Here is a 16,614-nt window from a genome sequence, read left to right as displayed (position 1 = left end):
AATATGTCGAATGAAGTGAAAGTTGTATATGCGGATGTTGAAGAACAGCTGGGAGTAATGGAGAATGCTGCGTCAACACTGAAACCTAAAGCAGAATCGCCAATTGAAGGGAATATGTTGGATGTTGTTACAAAATTAAACGAGCTGTCGCTGCAATTGGAACAGGTTTTAACAAGCTACCAGGCTGTGCTGCAAAATAATATTCAAACAACGGAAAATTCTGTGCAATATTTAAAAGAGCAGGATCAGCGGATATCAACAACTATTAACGGTGCCGCTTCTAGTCATGGGAGGCTGATGGAATAATGAAAGTATTGGATGCAGAAAACTTTCATAGCGGTCTTGCGCGCAGTATAACCATGCTGACTAGACTTGATACCGAAATGAAAACAATTGAGACATCGATACAGGGACTTATTCAGCTTGAGGAATCTTTAAAAGGGCAAGGTGGGAATGCAATACGTACATTTTACCGAGATTGCCACATGCCCTTTTTACAATTTTTTTATCTATTTAAAAACAGTTTTCAGGAAGTTCTTCAGCAAACAGAAGCCGCGTTAACCAGCCTCGAACCAGATCAAAGCGGCTATATTCAACAAACATTTCTTGAAACGGGTGTTGAACAAGGTTTGAATAATGCGAAAGAAACTGCGGAGGGCCTAACAACTGAAGCGAATGGAATTATGGACTATGTGGCAGATATTGTTTCATTGCCGAAACTCAATGATTCTGCAGTACAAAGCGAAATCCAGGCTGCCAAAAACCATCGGGATACAACAATTGAAAATTTAATGATGTTTGACAATAGCCAAACAGCTGTGCTTGGAGGAGTGGAAAGCGATCTGGCGGCGATGAGTACTTGGATTAAAGACCTTGAAACGATGATTACAGAAGGGTTGACCGATGTGAATTTCCCTGCTGAACATTGGGCGCAATATGCTTCAACGACAGCCCTTTTAACAAATTTAACAAGCCGAACAAATCCAGTCGAAGAAGTGACAGAAGAGCCTGTAGAGGAAAAACCGGGCGATGTCACATCTGCAGACGAAACAGTTATGGGACATAAAGAAGATGTAGGGAATGCAAAGAAATTTAATACCGCGGTCAATGGCGCAGTTGAAAGCTTTGGCATGTTCATGGCAGGGAAAAACGGCGGACTGAAAATGGAGTTGGTGCGTGATGCGAGAACAGGCCGAAATGTATACCGTATGCTTGCCAGTGAACGTGCCCTCCATTATTTACGTGTAACACCGGATGCAAAAGCAATGCGCGAGTTTAATTATAAATTGCCAAAAGGGAATAAAGCATGGAAACCAAAACATTACCAGCAGCAGGCAAATAATCGGGCAACTTTAAAGTTTGCTACGCAAAAAAAGGGACAATCAGGCTGGTCCAAAGTTGGGGAAGCTGCCTTAAAAGAGCATTCATCGCTAAAATACTGGAATGATCAAGCGACCATTGCCGAAAAAGCCAAAACGGTTGGTAAAGCTACTGTAGCAGGTGCGGGTAAGTCATTCAAAGATGCTGTAGATGTAAAAGGGATTTTTACCAATGGGGCTGCAAAAGGATTTACAAAAGCACTTGGCCCTGTATCGGCCGGTCTGAACTACTACAGCAATTACCATAATGCAAAAGATGACGGGCTAACAGGAGCCGAGGCCCACACACGTGCCACAGTGGATACGGCAATCGATACAGCGGTGGGCGGTGCGGTACAAGCTGCAAGTGTTGCATTATTCACAGCCGCTGTTCCAATTCCGGGTGTCGGTACTGCTGTTGGTGTTGCAGTCGGAATCTTCGCCAATACGCTTCTTAACAAAAAAGACAAAAAAACAGGGGAATCGGCCATGGATAAAATTAAAGGCTGGTTCCACTGATGAATATGGAGGTAGTCACCGCATGCTAAAAAAACTATCAGAACAAGATTTCGCAGTATTACGAGGACCGCTGGAGTCTGGTAGACAAAGTCCGAATTCGTTGGCATCTGTGCTTGTATTAGGCATTTTCCTGCAGGCACTGTTTTTCTATCTAACTTATAATATTGCAGGAAAATACACAATCTATCCAAATTTCGAAAGCATTAAAACAATTCATATGTGGCTTACAGGAATCATTATTTTATTGTCCCTTCTATTCGCTATTCCTGTCGTTTTTAATAAGATGGAGAAGCTGCAGTACTTCTTGTCGATTATTGTGACACAAAATTTTTCTGTATTTTTATTCCTTGCCCCGTTATTTCTTTTAGGGGAACAGGACGCTGCAACAGTTGAATCGCTACTAAATTTAACATGGATTACACTTTCAATTGCAGGTGTATTGTTTATTGCTACGTGGATCCGCTTTTATTTACTTCTAAAAAAAGGTCATTACCGTGCAGGGTCAAGAAACGAGGAAATGCGTGGGAAATTTGAAACGAAATCGTATATTCCAATTGCAGTCATCGGCAGTACAGCGCTTGTTTTTCTTATCCAATTTGTCATGAAAACAGGTTCGTCCGATTTATTTGAAACAATCATGCTAGTCTTTTTACCATTCGGTATTTTTTATACACTCATTTTCGTATTGCCGGAGCAGCTTGTTATACTCTATTGCAAAATCAGATTTAAAAGCTTCAACTTTGATATAAACGGTTATCTGAACACGGAAAGAGCAGCCAAAAATACTAGAAAAGTAAAACAAAGTTAGGGGGACTCAATCATATGGAGATTCGCGGATTGCATTTCGATCATTTAATTATGTTTCGTGTGAGAGATCAAAAAGAGAACTGGCTTGAAGGAATAAAAGTAATGGAAGATTTTCCGTTAAATCATGAAGTGTATAAAAATGGGCCAGTGCTTTTCTCGTTTGAAGAAGAGGAAGATGGGGAAGGTTTGTTTACTTATTTTATGCCGATTAATACGGAAATCGAATTTGAAGAAGGGATTACCGATTTCGCCTATTTAAATCAATACCAATTGAATCAATCTCTGTTATTGCGCCATGCACAGGAAGAATTCGATTTCAGGACTGCTTATGAGAAAGTAAAAGCGTATGCAGCAGCAGAAAATCTTTCCGTAGAGGATTCATATATCTGTGTACTGTTAAATGTTTACGGAGAATATATCATTGATTTGTATGTCCCATTGAAAGAATGGAGCGAAGTGCAATGATTATAGAAAACCATCAAATTGCATACAGAAATGTAGCTTCAAAATATTATAATTTTGTCCCGGAAGAAATTGATCTGGCTTTCCAAGATTTTGATCAAATTTTATCGAGTCATGGATACAATACAGCCGATGTCATGTTTTTTTCTATTATCAGTGACCCGACCGCATCCGTTATGACTGCTGAAATTTTCCGGCCGATCGAAGAGAATGAAATTTCGCAAATAAGTTCTGAAGAAGATGTTAATTTCAGAAGCTATTTTTCAATTAATGGCATGCTGATGACGCGGATTACCGATCAATTTGATGAACAATCTCAAGTAAAGTTTTGGGAACTGGCGGAGCACATACAACAACATAATTTCTCGCAGAGCAGCCCTTACTTTGTAGAATACAAACGCAGTCATTCCGGGGCAACATATGTGGAAATGAGTGTCGGAGTAAGGTGAAAAACGGAGGCCAATTCAAACGTAATGAATAAAAAGATGGTGATAAATTGAAGGTATTGGATGTAAATGAGTTTCAGCAAGGACTTGAAAGAACTGTTAATCAGTTAACCCGCCTGGAAAGTGAAATGAAACAAATTGAAAGTGCTGTTCAAGGTCTCACACAATTAGAAGAATCGCTAAAAGGTCAAGGTGGAGAAGCATTACGTGCATATTACGAGAGTTGCCATTTGCCATTCCTCACATTTTTCAATACCTTTAAAAATAGCTTTACTAGTGTTCTTCAAGAGATGAAAACAGCCCTTTCATCGCTTGAACCGGATTCATCAGGCTTTATTCGCCAAGCAGCATTAGAAGGCGAAATCGAGCAAGGCTTAAACCGAGCCAAACAAGTGACGGAAGAGCTGACAGATGAAGCCAATAATATCATGGACCAAGTGTCAGATATCGTGAACTTGCCAAAACTGGATGATAGTGAAGTCCATCTGGGTGTACATGACGCGAAACGACATCGGGACGAAACCGTTGAAAAACTCATTGAATTTGACGTATCCCAAACAGATGCATTAACGACAATTCAAACAGACCTGATGCATATGAAAACATGGATCACCAACATAGAAACGATGATGACAGAAGGGGTAACAGATGTTAACTTCCCGGCAGAACAATGGCAGTCATTCGCTAGTCAGAATCCGTTAATGTTTGCACTGGCTTATCGTACGCAATCGTTGGATCAAGTGATTAATATGAATCCACTATTTAATCCTGGAGGAATAGGAGGAGCGAATCCATATACTCTCCCTGGTCTTTATCAAAATGGTCAGCAGCCTTTAGTTACTTTCGGTCTCAGCGGTGCGATGGTTTCAACAAATTTCGTTTCATTTATGAAGCAAAAAGAAAAAGAAATCGTAAAAGAGCTTTCCACTACAGCCACAACAGTAGATAATGTGAAAGATGAGGGGAATGGTTTTCTTAATTTCCTAGGAGATGTCGGAAGTGGCGCTACAAAAGTCGGAAAAGGCTTGTTGGATTTCTTAATATTGGACGACGTGAACACGCTAGCTGATAAAAATGCATCATTACTAGATAAAGGAATTGCTGTAGCATCCTTCATTCCAGTAGGAAAAGTTTTGAAAATCCCGAAAGCGATTGATAAAATTGTAGATAGTAATGTGGGTGCGGTTGTTAAGAAGAGTGATGTAGATGAGGTTGTTGGTAAGGGGAATATGAAGCATTTACCAAGAATAAAAGAAGTTGAAGTTAATTTTAAAAGAAATGATAAACATGACTCCGAAGAATTTGCAAGACAATTGAAAGACCAAGAAAAAGGTATGAATGAACTTACAGTTGATGAGTATTTGAAAAATCGTGAGAAGTATATTGAACAAGGGCGTGCAATTGAAGGTAACGCTGCCCAACAAGCAGCTCGAGAAAAAGCATTAAATAAAAAGATAGAAGAATTGTTCGAAAATGGTATGTCATGGGAAGAAGCGGAGAAAAATGCAAATAGTTGGTTGAAATCGCAAGCAGCCCTCCATAATCCTGACCAAATTGCTGGAGGTAAACCGCTAAATATTGGTGGTATGGGAGATAAAAGAATAAATTCATCAATTGGATCACAATGGAAGTATAGAATTGATATTGTCGATGAACAAATAGGTGAACTAACTAAATCAATGACATCTGATCAGCGAAAGAATACTTATTTAAATGTTAAGCTTACACATTAGAGGAGGTTAACAATTTGAGCTTATTTAAAGATTTTAAAAAAGTAAGTGAAGTTGAGGAATATACAATTAATAAATATAAGAATATGGTCCCAGAAGCTTTAATTGAAGTATGGAAATCATATGGGTATGGTACAATTATGAATGGATACTTAAAAATAATAAACCCTGATGAATTCAGCTCTTTAGTAAATGAGTCTTATTTAAGAAGTAAAGGGACAATACCTATTTTCAGTACATCCATGGGTGATCTAATACTTTTTGAAAAGGATGAAAATCAAGAATCCTATATTGTAACAATAAACTACCGAAAAGGTAAAACAAAAGTTGTAGCTTCAAAATACTCCTTGTTTCTAAGATTTTTAGAGGAAGAGGCTTTTAGACAGAAGGCTTTAGATTGGCTTCCTTATCCAGAAGCAATAGAAAAATATAATGAACCAGAGTATGATGACTGCTTTGGCTATACTCCTTTACTAGGTTTAGGTGGAGCAGAAAAAGTAGAGAATCTAAAAAAAGTCAAATTGAAGGAACATATTCGTATTATTACTGAATTTATGGGTCCAGTGCAGTAATGTACAGGAAATATGGTTAGAGTTAACTATGAGCACTTGATTGTCTATATTAGGCGACGAGTGCTTTTTTATGTTTTCAATATTCATACCGATGTTAACTTCCCGGCAGAACAATGGCAGTCATTTGCTAGTCAGAATCCGTTAATGATTGCACTGGCCTATCGAACGCAATCGCTGGATCAAGTGATTAATATGAATCCATTATTTAATCCTGGAGGAATCGGAGGAGCGAATCCTTACACACTTTCGGGTCTTTATCTAACCGGTCAACAGCCTTTAGGTACTTTCGGGCTCAGCGGTGCAATGGTTTCAACAAATTTCGTTTCATTTATGAAGCAAAAAGAAAAAGAAATCGCAAAAAAGCTTTCCGCTACAGCCCCAAAAGTAGATGATGTGAAAGAAGATGGTTATCAGGCACATCATATTATTCCTAAAGAATTTAAATATCATCCAGTAATAGAAAAAGTAGGATTGGATATGGATAATGCTAACAATGGAGTGTTTTTACGCAATCGAACTAGTGCTAAAATAAGTCCGATGGCAAGACATCAAGGATATCATCGAGTATATAACAAATACGCAGAGAAAAGATTAAATCAAATAGAATTAACTAAGAATGTTAATGAAATTGAAAGGGATGTGTTTACTCTTCAGGGAAATAGTTTAAGACCAAGCGGATTTGATATAGAATATGAAATAGATGGTCGTATGAGGTATACAAGTATAGAGAATTAGGGGTGTTTATGTGAAGGCATTTGAGGATTATTTTTCAGAATTACAAACAGATATGGTGGCTATTTGTTTAGAGTACGTCGATAATAAAGCAGATGAAATCTTTATTTATTGCTCATATGAACCCAAAATGTATGTGTTTGATTTTTTCTATAAAATTAATGGTAAGGTTGTTCATAAACATCAACTCAAGGAGACTGTAAAAAAATCGAATGGTCCACACAATCAAGTTTATGATGTTTCTAGAGAAAGACAGAAGGCTGCACTAAGAATTGGTAATCAAAATTTAAAGCATATTCATAAAAAATGTGAAGAGTTCAATAAAGATATGCCTAAAGAAATGAAACTTTATTATAATGTAAAACAAAATAGCTTAAAAGGAAAATATAGATATGAGTTAGTTTATTCGAATGATGACGAACTATTACCTGATGATATTTTTGATTTATGGTTTGAAGAAGTGAAGGGAAATAATTAGTAAAACAAGACCTTGATTGGCTATATGCCTTTCAAGGTTTCTTTTTTAGGTGAATACCTAGCGCCCAATAAAGCGCTATTATTTTTAAAATGTAGATAACCCCTGTATCCCTTTCCAAGCCTTGAAGTTTACATTCGTTGTAAAAATCGTGCTCTTATTTTCGTAAAGTACATCGATTAACTACAGGAGAAATAGGACTTTCATCTCTCGAACCGAATTAGTCGGGCTTTATTCGCCAAGCAGCATTGGAAGGCGAAATCGAGCAAGGCTTAAACCGAGCCAAACAAGTGACGGAAGAGTTGACAGATGAAGCCAATAATATCATGGACCAAGTGTCAGATATCGTGAGCTTGCCAAAACTGGATGATAGTGAAGTCCATCTGGGTGTACATGACGCGAAACGCCATCGGGACGAAACCGTTGAAAAACTGATTGAATTCGATGTGTCCCAAACCGATGCATTAACGACAATTCAAACAGACCTGATGCATATGAAAACATGGATTACCAATATAGAAACGATGATGACAGAAGGGGTAACAGATGTTCACTTCCCGGCAGAACAATGGCAGTCATTCGCTAGTCAGAATCCGTTAATGATTGCACTGGCCTATCGTACGCAATCGTTGGATCAAGTGATTAATATGAATCCACTATTTAATCCTGGAGGAATCGGAGGAGCGAATCCGTATACCCTCCCTGGTCTTTATCAAAATGGTCAGCAGCCTTTAGGTACTTTCGGTCTCAGCGGTGCGATGGTTTCAACAAACTTCGTTTCATTTATGAAGCAAAAAGAAAAAGAAATCGCAAAAGAGCTTTCCGCTACAGCCACAACAGTAGATGATGTGAAAGATGAGGGGAATGGTTTTCTTAATTTCCTAGGAGACGTCGGAAATGGCGCTACAAAAGTCGGAAAAGGTTTGTTGGATTTCTTACTATTGGACGACGTGAACACGCTAGCCGATAAAAATGATTCGGGTCTTGATAAAGGTATTGCGTTAGCATCCTTCATTCCAGTAGGAAAAGTTTTGAAAATCTCGAAAGCAATTGATAAAATTGTTGATAGTAATGTGAATGAGTTGGTTAAGAAGAGTGATGTAGATGAGGTTGTTGGTAAGGGTAAGGGTGATATTGGTTGGAGTATGTCAAAAGGCGGAGGAGAAATAAATGGAAGAAATTATTCTCAGCATGCTTTGGAAAGAATGGCACCTGATACTCCTGAAGTAAAAGCTACTTTGACAAGTAGAGCAATTAAAAAAGCTGAAGAATTAGGATATAAGCCACAAACAAAAGAATTTAGTGACTTTATCAAAAAATATGTTGATCCAAGAAATATTCCACCTTCAGTTATTGAAGACGCTATAATGAATACGAAAAAGACACCTGGTAATAGAAGCGGAACGTTTGTTCATGAAACATAGAAAAAGATGCTAATGAGGTCAAGTACATTTCTATTTTAAGAAAAAATACTAATAAGAGTATAGCTGAAATAAAAGAATTACATAATAATAATAATGATTTCATTTTATCGTATAATTTATTTGAAATTGATGAATTCTTGCAAATGAAAAAAATAGTAAGTTTATTATTAGCGGCGAATGCTAAAGTTCATATATTTGAAGAGAAAAGAGAGGTTAGCATAGAGTTTTTAGATAATCTTATAGAATCTCATTTAGATACTAAAAGATATCTGGAAGATGTTGATGAGCAAATATTTAAGGCGGATTAATACAAATATTTTCGTATTCTTACTATGGGCAACGCAAAAGATAACAAATAAAGATAACAAAGCACTCGGTTGTCTATTAGACAACCGAGTGCTTTGTTATGAGAAAATTATGCATTGGATAATTAATGTGATTGTAAGAAATTCATAGCACTATTGAATGAGGCGAAAGAAAGGGGAAGGCCAGGCAATTCATTTGAAGTTCCATCGCCTTGGGTAGAGTGGATAGAAGAGCATGCCAAAAATGGACGTATAAATAAATAGACGGAGCTGAAATATATGTTATTAGAGCCTAAAGCGCTTGAGAATATTATTGTAGGTGTATTAATTGAGAATCGTTTCAAATGGTATGTATCCCCAAAAGATATTTGGTTTTTAGATAGAGAAAAGTTAGAAGAAGCATATAGAAAGAAATATAAAGAAATGGGACTTGGAAATATGGGTCCTTTTATCGAAGAGGATGATGAGAGGAAAGGTATAGAAATATTGGATGAGGATTCATATACAGAATTTGCGCCAAAAATTGCCAAGTATGCTGTTTCAACAAAAGAATTAAGAGAAAGCCTTAAGTTAAATTTACTTACTGAAAAGAAAGAGAACACTTTTTATAGTTTTATGCCTTCTTTATTCGTAAATTTCGATAAAAGAGAACTGTACTCCCTTTATTCAGAACCAGCTTCCTACGAGGATTTTGTACCTGAAAATTGGACAGGAGGCTACGAAGACTTTTTACCATTCATAGATAAGGCAGAAAAGTACTGGTATGATGAAAATGAGAGTGTTCTATTAAATTTCGAGAATGACGGAGGGAAGAAATGAGCGAAGATAAAATAATTATAATGTCGGAAACCTTTGAGAATGAAAAAACGGGTGACCAAGTCGAAGGTATTACAATTATAATTGATGGCAAATTAAAAAGTATGCTAGACATAATTATTGACAAAGAAGACGGCTACAATAATTATACAGAATTGGTTAAGGATTTGATGTTTGCTGGAATTAATCAATATGTTGATAAATACAAAAAGTAGAAGCTACCTTAGTAAACACAAATTTATATAAGTAAAACAGCCATCTGATATTTTAAGTTGTATAAAAAAAGAAATAATTAATAAGACAAGACCTTGAAGGCTAAAGCTTGTTGGATTTCTTAATATTGGACGACTTGAACACGCTAGCTGATAAAAATGCTTCGGGTCTTGATAAAGGAATTGCGTTAGCATCCTTCATCCCGATAGGAAAAGTTTTGAAAACCCCGAAAGCGATTGATAAGATTGTAGATAGTAACGTGGGTGCGATTGTGAAGAAGAGTGATGTTGATGAGGTTGTTGGTAAGGGGACGGGTAAAGAAACTTATTAACATCTAAAGGACCATAAGAATAATAAATATTCTACTCGGAGTATAGAGTATCGGCTATACACCTCTATTAGGTTTAGGTGGAGCCGAAAAAGTAGAGAATCTAAAAAAAGTCAAACTGAAAGAACATATTCTTATTATTACTGAATTTATGGGAACAATTCAATGATATTCAGGAGTATGTTATAGAATTAACCATAAGTACTTGATTTACTTTATGAAGCGACAATTGAAAAAACTTCAATTAGATATTGAGCAATGAAAAGAGGTATCATACTAACCTTATGATTTTGTTCATTTAGAAGAATGATAATATAATTAATTAAAATTGCACCTTGATTGGCTCATGCCTTTCAAGGTTTCTTTTTGTAGAGGGTTACCTAGTACCGTATTTTGAAACAAACAGTGAGTATCTTATATCCGGTTAATAATCACCCACCACATTCATATACTTTCCTATTGATGATTTTATTGAGGGAGGAGCTTTGTGGAGATTTTCGTAAGACCGGGTGATTCCTTTTGGTATTATAGCCAAGTTTTTAATCTTCCTTTTCAGCTGATTCTTGATTCGAATCGGAATCTGAATGCACAAGCCCTGATGCCCAACCAACCCGTTCAGATTCCCGGTTATGTGACAAGTCAGTATACGGTTCAACGGGGAGATACGGTTTGGTCGATTGCACAAAGAATCAATATGCCGATGGATGCGCTTTTTCTGCTCAATCCGGTACTCAATCCATACGTACTTCAGGTCGGTCTACGGTTGCGGTTGCCTGTTCGTGTAACATGGAGAGTTGTGAATGGTGAACAGGATTACGATTATAGGGCAATGGTGCAGGATATTCGGTCATTGCAGGCAATCTATCCGTTTATAGCAAATGAGCCGATTGGCAATTCCGTATTGGAAAAAGAAATTCCGGGGCTCACGATTGGGAACGGGCAGAAACGTGTTCATTTTAATGCTTCTTTTCATGCCAATGAGTGGATTACGACGTCGATTGTCATGACGTTTCTTAATGATTATTTAATTTCGCTCACGAATAATGCTTCAATACGAGGGCTATATACATTGCCATTGTATATTCAAACGAGTTTAAATATTGTGCCAATGGTAAATCCCGACGGAGTAGATTTAGTGCTGAACGGACCTCCGGAAGATGAAACAATTCGTAAAAACGTAATCGAATGGAATAATGGTAGTACAGATTTCTCGGGTTGGAAAGCGAATATTAATGGGGTTGATCTGAACGACCAGTTTCCTGCTGAATGGGAACGGGAAAGAGAAAGAAACCCGAAAACGCCTGGGCCGCGGGATTATGGTGGGCAAAGTCCGCTATCGGAACCGGAATCCATTGCAATGGCCGATTTGACAGTAGAGCGGGATTTTGCTCGGGTTTTGGCTTTCCATACACAAGGTCAAGTTATTTATTGGGGATTCATGGGATTGGAACCTCCTGAAACAGAACAGCTTGTCAATGAATTTGCGAGGGTAAGCGGATATGAGCCTGTGCAGACAATAGAAAGCTATGCGGGTTACAAAGACTGGTTTATTCAAGATTGGCGCCGCCCCGGATTCACCGTTGAACTGGGGCTTGGAACGAATCCTTTACCAATCAGCCAATTCGGTGAAATTTATGAAGAAGCATTAGGGATTTTTTTAAGTGCATTATATATGTAAATAAAGTCCCCCCGTTACGTCCTTAGAGGTAACGGGGGAACTTTTATGAATCCCTCAAGGTTTCATCAATTTCAAGGATGCTTTGCTTTAGCTCATCTAGTTTGGATTTATTCTGCTCGACAATATCCAAATGCTCCTGCCTTTGCTCTGCATTGGCAAGTGCATTTTCGGTACGTTCCATTGAATTAAAAGCATGTTCCACCGCAAATTCCTCTGGGTGGGACATTGCCTGTTTTACTGCACGTTCTGTTCGTTCAACGGAGTTGGATAATAAAGTAATCGGGTGATTTTGTTTCCAGCTAGGTGTACCTGAACTTTTTTTAGCCACTGTTCCTCATCCTTTCTTGCGAAAATTGACTGATTCACACGTTTAGTATTGGTGGATGCAATGATTCCATACGCGGAAGAAATTCGGAATTGTTAGGAAATGTGTCGATATCAATTTTTATCTTTATAGGGAATAACTGCAGCAAGTACAGCCATACTAAAATTGATTCACTTTTAAACATAGGGAGGCGGAACGAATGGATAAGAAGGGTTTCACAGATCCAAAATCTAAGAAGATCCACCAAAACTGGGCGAGCGAAAAGCATCAAAAGTCTCAAATCAAAGGGGAAACAGAGGTAACTCTGCATAACCAGATTTTGAGAATTAATGCGAAGGCGAGACAGTTCTAACCTTTGTCTTGAAGTAAATCAGGCCTTCATTCCAGTACATACTGGAATGAAGGCCATTTACATATCAATACATTTTTCTTTTTCCTTTTTTTGCTTGCTGATGGAGCTCGGTTAGTTCATTCGCAATTTCTTCCTTTACTTTGTTTGGTGCAATTTTCATGTTTTTCGGTGTTTGCGGTAATGATTGTTTATTCGTTCCTTTACTTTTACTATCATCTCTGCCCATTTAAATGCTCCTTTCAATATTGGTTCCTTCTTAATATGGCTTTACAATTTTTTTTCATTACAAAAATTGAGGAAGCCTGAAAAAAGCATAAAACCTCCTATCCTGAGCACATTAAGCCAGTAGGAGGTGATGAAATGAGCAAAAACAGTAAAGAAACGATGAATACGCGAACACATAATCCTTTTTCTACCTATAAAGAATTACACCGAAATACAACAAGTCACAATCGGAATCCGGAAGATAATACAGCGGAATTTGCCGAAGAGTTCGATTCGAAATTAAAAAATAAAAATAATAAAACAAACCATGATAAAAACCAGCAATCCAATAAAAAGTAAAAAGTAACGGATAAAGAAAAATGAAAAAGCCTCGCTACATAGAATGTACAAGGCTTTTTCTTATATAGCTGGGCAATAGGTAAATCTAGCCCATATAAACACTTTCACATGTTCCCGCTATAGGCTCATAGAAACAATGCTGTTTAAATTGACCTGTAAATGGTTGATCGTACCAAGTAGGAGGACATGGGCCGGATGGGTTAAAATACCAAAGTGCATATTTCGCCGGATGGTCTCGCCAATAATCCAGCGTCTGTCTTGCTAATCTTCTTTCAGTCTCTCTAGCCCTCTGATAAAACATGTTTCCTTTTTGTACCGCCTCAAACGAATAGTTATTGCCCTGTACTTGGAAAATAACCTGCTCGATTGTTCTCACATCATTAAAATCCAGGCATGAAGCAACAGCTCGGTTCACAATTACATTTCCGACATACAGCATCCCTTGTTTTCCTTCACCTTCAGCCTCAGCCCGCATCATTCGTGCCATCAAATCCACATCGGAATCCCGGTATTTTACTCTTGGCATTTTTTCACCTCACTACTATAGTATGAAACAGTCAACCTGGTTGCGCATATGAATGAATGAAAATGTAGAATATTGTTTTTTGTCATGGTTACTTATATATTTCTAACCTATCTTTCCGCATTAATACGGTATATAGTTCATAAATTAGTACATAGGAAAAGGAGGACGGACAATTCAAATTCATGTAGTACAACCGGGAGAATCATTGTGGGCAATCGCACAGGCTTATGGAACAACAGTGCAGAGTTTAGTGGAAGCCAACCAAATTCCGGAGCCGGCCCGGTTAGTGGTCGGGCAAGCATTGGTCGTTCCATTGAAAGGGCAGTATTATATTGTACAGCCAGGGGATAGTTTATGGTCAATTGGTCAACGTTTTCAGGTGAATTATTTAACGCTCGCACAAGCAAATGGCTTGAATCCAGATGCGTTGCTGATGATTGGCACCTCATTGTATATACCGGAACCAACTAAAAGGTCCGCAGAAATTTTGGCATATGTAGAACCAAGAGGCGATGAAATAAGTGATGCGCTGCTCGACCAAGTTCGGGAGGCAAGTCCTTATTTAACGTATTTAGCTATTTTCAGTTTTGAAGCAAGACGGGATGGTTCATTAAAAGCGCCTACAATTAACCCATTACCGGAAATTGCTGAACAAAATAATACAGGAATAGCAATGGCAATCACTAATCTCGAGGATTATCAGTTTAGTGCTGAGCTAGCACGTGATATTTTCCAAAGTGTTGCAGTTCAAAATTTACTGCTGGACAATATCATAGCTGAAGCAAAGCGTATCGGAAATATTTCAGATATCCATTTTGATTTTGAACGGATTGCACGCGATCAGCGGGAAGCTTATAATAATTTCCTCCGAAGAGCTGTAGAACGTATGCATGCGGAAGGATATACCGTTTCTACCGCATTGGCTCCAAAAACGAGAGCCGATCAGCCGGGAGAATGGTTTATGGGCCATGACTATAAGGCGCATGGCGAAATAGTGGATTTTGTTATGTTGATGACATATGAGTGGGGCTATTCTGCGGGACCTCCAATGGCCGTTTCTCCGCTGCCGCAAGTCGAACAAGTAGTACAATATGCATTAACAGAAATTCCTGCAAATAAAATTTTACTTGGGCAAAATTTGTATGGTTACGATTGGACATTACCTTTTGTACAAGGAGGAGATTACGCAGAAGCGATAAGCCCGCAACGTGCAATTGAAGTGGCCAAACGCTACAACGCAGCAATCCAATTTGACTATACAGCACAGGCACCCTACTTTAACTACTATGATGAGCAAGGGCGTTCACATATTGTCTGGTTTGAAGATGCACGTTCGATTCAGGCGAAGTTCGATTTAGTAAAGCGATTAAATTTGCGCGGAGTCGGCTATTGGAAGCTCGGTCTGCCATTCCCGCAAAATTGGCAGCTCATCGGGGCTAATTTTAATGTAGTGAAGAAATAGCAAAAGGAAAGAAAGTCAGATGAAAAAACATCTGACTTTTTGATTGTCATCTAAATTAAGAAGGAGATTTTATTGAAGCTGATGAAGTATTAGTAGTAGCTGAATAAAAGGGGGATTATAGATGGGGAATATTCCGGAAATTTTACAAAACTTACGTATCCCAGTAATCGGGGCACCATTGTTTATTATTAGCAATCCGAAATTGGTCATTGAACAATGTAAGGCAGGAATAGTCGGGTCAATGCCTGCGTTAAATGCAAGACCGGCAAGCCAGTTGGATGAATGGTTAGCTGAAATTACAGAGGAGTTGGCCAGCTATAATGCCAAAAATCCGGATCAGCCGGCAGCGCCATTTGCCATTAATCAGATTGTTCATAAAACAAATGAACGTCTGGAACAGGATATGGAGCTCTGTGTGAAATATAAAGTTCCGATTATTATTACTTCACTTGGGGCACGTGAAGAAGTATTTGAGGCAGCACATAGTTATGGTGGCATCGTTTTCCATGATGTCATTAACAATCATTTTGCAAAAAAAGCGATTCAAAAAGGTGCAGACGGCATCATTGCTGTAGCAACAGGTGCAGGTGGCCATGCAGGTCAGCAAAGCCCATTTGCGCTCGTACAGGAAATCCGTGAATGGTTTGACGGTCCATTAGCTTTATCAGGATCAATCGCGCGAGGACATTCGGTATTGGCTGCACAGGCGATGGGGGCTGATTTTGGCTATATCGGTTCACCATTCATCGCGACCGAAGAAGCGTTTGCTCGTCAAGAATATAAACAGATGATTGTTGATAGTACTGCAGAAGATATTGTATACAGCAATTTATTTACAGGAATCCACGGGAATTATTTGAAAGGTTCTATCATGAACGCGGGGATGGACCCGAGTAATTTAAAAGAAAGTGATCCTTCAGCAATGAACTTTAACGATAATACCGCAAAAGCCTGGAAAGATATTTGGGGCAGCGGGCAAGGAATTGGCGCGATTAAAGAGATTACTTCCACAAAACAATATGTCGATAAACTGGCCGAGGAATATGCTCAGGCTTTTCATGAACTGACTGGTAAAAGATCTGCAGTAACCCATCTACAATAGATGTCAGCGCATCATTAGTAACAAAACTTTTACTAACGATGCGCTATTTTGTGAATTTGTTATTGAACTATTAATTTCGTAATTTTGTGAATTCACTTGCCCGGTTCGAATTAATTTGTTACACTCTGGGTAATTAAATGCATTTGCGGGGGGACACAGCAGTGTTGAGAAGGTTAAAACCTGACCCTTAGAACCTGACCGTTAATACGGACGTAGGGAGCAAAGTACAAGCTATACATATGTACTTACTTTGGCTCCGCGTATATTTTACGTGGAGTCTTTCTTTTGCAAATACACAAGCATTTGATTTGCGGGGGGACACAGCAGTGTTGAGAAGGTTAAAACCTGACCCTTGGAACCTGGCCGTTAATACGGACGTAGGGAGCAATGAAAAGTGGTACGTACACTTTTTGGGGAC

General features: G+C 38.4%; 22 protein-coding genes, 1 pseudogene and 2 riboswitches. Of the genes and pseudogenes, 20 read left to right on the top strand and 3 right to left on the bottom strand.

The features are described 5' to 3' along the window. The first annotated feature begins 3 nt into the window (after positions 1 to 3). The 16 genes and pseudogenes from MHH44_RS14480 (at position 4) to MHH44_RS14405 (ending at position 11,865) form a co-directional block, all read left to right on the top strand. Entirely contained in the window at positions 4 to 306 is a 303-nt protein-coding gene (locus tag MHH44_RS14480; RefSeq protein ID WP_008405092.1) for a YwqI/YxiC family protein, read from the top strand. Then, positions 306 to 1,877 carry a ribonuclease YeeF family protein gene (locus MHH44_RS14475; protein WP_340798910.1) on the top strand — a complete coding sequence of 524 codons (1,572 nt, stop codon included), beginning with the start codon at positions 306 to 308 and terminating at the stop codon, positions 1,875 to 1,877. The genes MHH44_RS14480 and MHH44_RS14475 overlap by 1 nt, the downstream gene beginning before the upstream one ends. Before the next feature lie 22 nt (positions 1,878 to 1,899). Then, the gene (locus MHH44_RS14470) at positions 1,900 to 2,685 is read left to right on the top strand and encodes an ABC transporter ATPase (protein WP_340798909.1); all 786 of its coding nucleotides are present in this window, start codon (positions 1,900 to 1,902) and stop codon (positions 2,683 to 2,685) included. Between the two features lie 14 nt (positions 2,686 to 2,699). Then, positions 2,700 to 3,149: a hypothetical protein gene (locus tag MHH44_RS14465; protein WP_008405095.1), complete on the top strand. Its 450-nt coding sequence runs from the start codon at positions 2,700 to 2,702 to the stop codon at positions 3,147 to 3,149. Then, positions 3,146 to 3,595, top strand: a complete 450-nt coding sequence (locus MHH44_RS14460; protein WP_014823208.1) for a DUF5085 family protein — start codon at positions 3,146 to 3,148, stop codon at positions 3,593 to 3,595. Before MHH44_RS14465 ends, MHH44_RS14460 begins: the two co-directional genes overlap by 4 nt. 47 nt (positions 3,596 to 3,642) lie before the next feature. Next, the gene (locus MHH44_RS14455) at positions 3,643 to 5,325 is read left to right on the top strand and encodes a T7SS effector LXG polymorphic toxin (protein ID WP_340798908.1); all 1,683 of its coding nucleotides are present in this window, start codon (positions 3,643 to 3,645) and stop codon (positions 5,323 to 5,325) included. A 14-nt stretch (positions 5,326 to 5,339) separates the two neighbouring features. Then, positions 5,340 to 5,894, top strand: coding sequence for a T6SS immunity protein Tdi1 domain-containing protein (locus MHH44_RS14450; protein ID WP_339262605.1), 555 nt, complete (start codon positions 5,340 to 5,342; stop codon positions 5,892 to 5,894). A 12-nt stretch (positions 5,895 to 5,906) separates the two neighbouring features. Continuing rightward, positions 5,907 to 6,629 (top strand): AHH domain-containing protein, encoded by a 723-nt coding sequence (locus tag MHH44_RS14445; protein WP_340798907.1) that lies wholly within the window; start codon positions 5,907 to 5,909, stop codon positions 6,627 to 6,629. A 10-nt stretch (positions 6,630 to 6,639) separates the two neighbouring features. After that, the gene (locus tag MHH44_RS14440) at positions 6,640 to 7,104 is read left to right on the top strand and encodes a DUF600 domain-containing protein (RefSeq protein ID WP_340798906.1); all 465 of its coding nucleotides are present in this window, start codon (positions 6,640 to 6,642) and stop codon (positions 7,102 to 7,104) included. Between the two features lie 230 nt (positions 7,105 to 7,334). After that, a complete protein-coding gene (locus tag MHH44_RS14435) occupies positions 7,335 to 8,525 on the top strand; it encodes a T7SS effector LXG polymorphic toxin (RefSeq protein ID WP_340799520.1) in 1,191 nt (396 codons plus the stop codon). Between the two features lie 143 nt (positions 8,526 to 8,668). Continuing rightward, positions 8,669 to 8,833: a hypothetical protein gene (locus tag MHH44_RS14430; protein WP_340798905.1), complete on the top strand. Its 165-nt coding sequence runs from the start codon at positions 8,669 to 8,671 to the stop codon at positions 8,831 to 8,833. Between the two features lie 276 nt (positions 8,834 to 9,109). Further along, positions 9,110 to 9,649, top strand: a complete 540-nt coding sequence (locus MHH44_RS14425) for a hypothetical protein (RefSeq protein WP_340798904.1) — start codon at positions 9,110 to 9,112, stop codon at positions 9,647 to 9,649. Beyond that, positions 9,646 to 9,861 carry a hypothetical protein gene (locus MHH44_RS14420; RefSeq protein ID WP_340798903.1) on the top strand — a complete coding sequence of 72 codons (216 nt, stop codon included), beginning with the start codon at positions 9,646 to 9,648 and terminating at the stop codon, positions 9,859 to 9,861. The genes MHH44_RS14425 and MHH44_RS14420 overlap by 4 nt, the downstream gene beginning before the upstream one ends. Before the next feature lie 107 nt (positions 9,862 to 9,968). Beyond that, positions 9,969 to 10,190, top strand: a complete 222-nt coding sequence (locus MHH44_RS14415; RefSeq protein ID WP_340798902.1) for a hypothetical protein — start codon at positions 9,969 to 9,971, stop codon at positions 10,188 to 10,190. A 52-nt stretch (positions 10,191 to 10,242) separates the two neighbouring features. After that, positions 10,243 to 10,356: pseudogene (locus tag MHH44_RS14410) on the top strand (T6SS immunity protein Tdi1 domain-containing protein); the annotation flags it as partial. A 318-nt stretch (positions 10,357 to 10,674) separates the two neighbouring features. After that, positions 10,675 to 11,865, top strand: coding sequence for a M14 family zinc carboxypeptidase (locus tag MHH44_RS14405; RefSeq protein ID WP_340798901.1), 1,191 nt, complete (start codon positions 10,675 to 10,677; stop codon positions 11,863 to 11,865). Between the two features lie 43 nt (positions 11,866 to 11,908). On the opposite strand, the gene MHH44_RS14400 is transcribed toward MHH44_RS14405, so the two are convergent. Beyond that, the gene (locus MHH44_RS14400; protein ID WP_008405110.1) at positions 11,909 to 12,193 is read right to left on the bottom strand and encodes a hypothetical protein; all 285 of its coding nucleotides are present in this window, start codon (positions 12,191 to 12,193) and stop codon (positions 11,909 to 11,911) included. Between the two features lie 196 nt (positions 12,194 to 12,389). Here MHH44_RS14400 and MHH44_RS14395 point away from each other — a divergent pair, with 196 nt between their 5' ends. Further along, positions 12,390 to 12,542, top strand: coding sequence for a YpzG family protein (locus tag MHH44_RS14395; RefSeq protein WP_340798900.1), 153 nt, complete (start codon positions 12,390 to 12,392; stop codon positions 12,540 to 12,542). Positions 12,543 to 12,606: 64 nt separating this feature from the next. Here the strand turns inward: MHH44_RS14395 and MHH44_RS14390 are convergent, their stop codons facing one another. Continuing rightward, positions 12,607 to 12,768, bottom strand: a complete 162-nt coding sequence (locus MHH44_RS14390) for a hypothetical protein (protein ID WP_008405112.1) — start codon at positions 12,766 to 12,768, stop codon at positions 12,607 to 12,609. A 134-nt stretch (positions 12,769 to 12,902) separates the two neighbouring features. Here MHH44_RS14390 and MHH44_RS14385 point away from each other — a divergent pair, with 134 nt between their 5' ends. Then, a complete protein-coding gene (locus tag MHH44_RS14385; RefSeq protein WP_008405113.1) occupies positions 12,903 to 13,106 on the top strand; it encodes a hypothetical protein in 204 nt (67 codons plus the stop codon). Between the two features lie 85 nt (positions 13,107 to 13,191). Here MHH44_RS14385 and MHH44_RS14380 read toward each other — a convergent pair whose 3' ends face one another. Further along, positions 13,192 to 13,632: a cell wall hydrolase gene (locus tag MHH44_RS14380; protein ID WP_008405114.1), complete on the bottom strand. Its 441-nt coding sequence runs from the start codon at positions 13,630 to 13,632 to the stop codon at positions 13,192 to 13,194. A gap of 205 nt (positions 13,633 to 13,837) precedes the next feature. Here MHH44_RS14380 and MHH44_RS14375 point away from each other — a divergent pair, with 205 nt between their 5' ends. Together MHH44_RS14375 and MHH44_RS14370 are read left to right on the top strand one after the other, a co-directional pair. Further along, positions 13,838 to 15,094, top strand: a complete 1,257-nt coding sequence (locus MHH44_RS14375) for a glycoside hydrolase family 18 protein (protein ID WP_008405115.1) — start codon at positions 13,838 to 13,840, stop codon at positions 15,092 to 15,094. 121 nt (positions 15,095 to 15,215) lie between these two features. Continuing rightward, a complete protein-coding gene (locus MHH44_RS14370; protein ID WP_008405116.1) occupies positions 15,216 to 16,196 on the top strand; it encodes an NAD(P)H-dependent flavin oxidoreductase in 981 nt (326 codons plus the stop codon). A 137-nt stretch (positions 16,197 to 16,333) separates the two neighbouring features. Beyond that, positions 16,334 to 16,432, top strand: a riboswitch (TPP riboswitch). 66 nt (positions 16,433 to 16,498) lie between these two features. After that, a riboswitch (TPP riboswitch) is annotated at positions 16,499 to 16,597 on the top strand. Positions 16,598 to 16,614 lie beyond the last annotated feature (17 nt).

This window comes from Solibacillus sp. FSL K6-1126, from assembly GCF_038003445.1.
GTDB classification, from domain to species: domain Bacteria; phylum Bacillota; class Bacilli; order Bacillales_A; family Planococcaceae; genus Solibacillus; species Solibacillus silvestris.
Note: the sequence above shows the minus strand (reverse complement) of the source record. Positions and strands in the feature narration are given on the sequence as shown.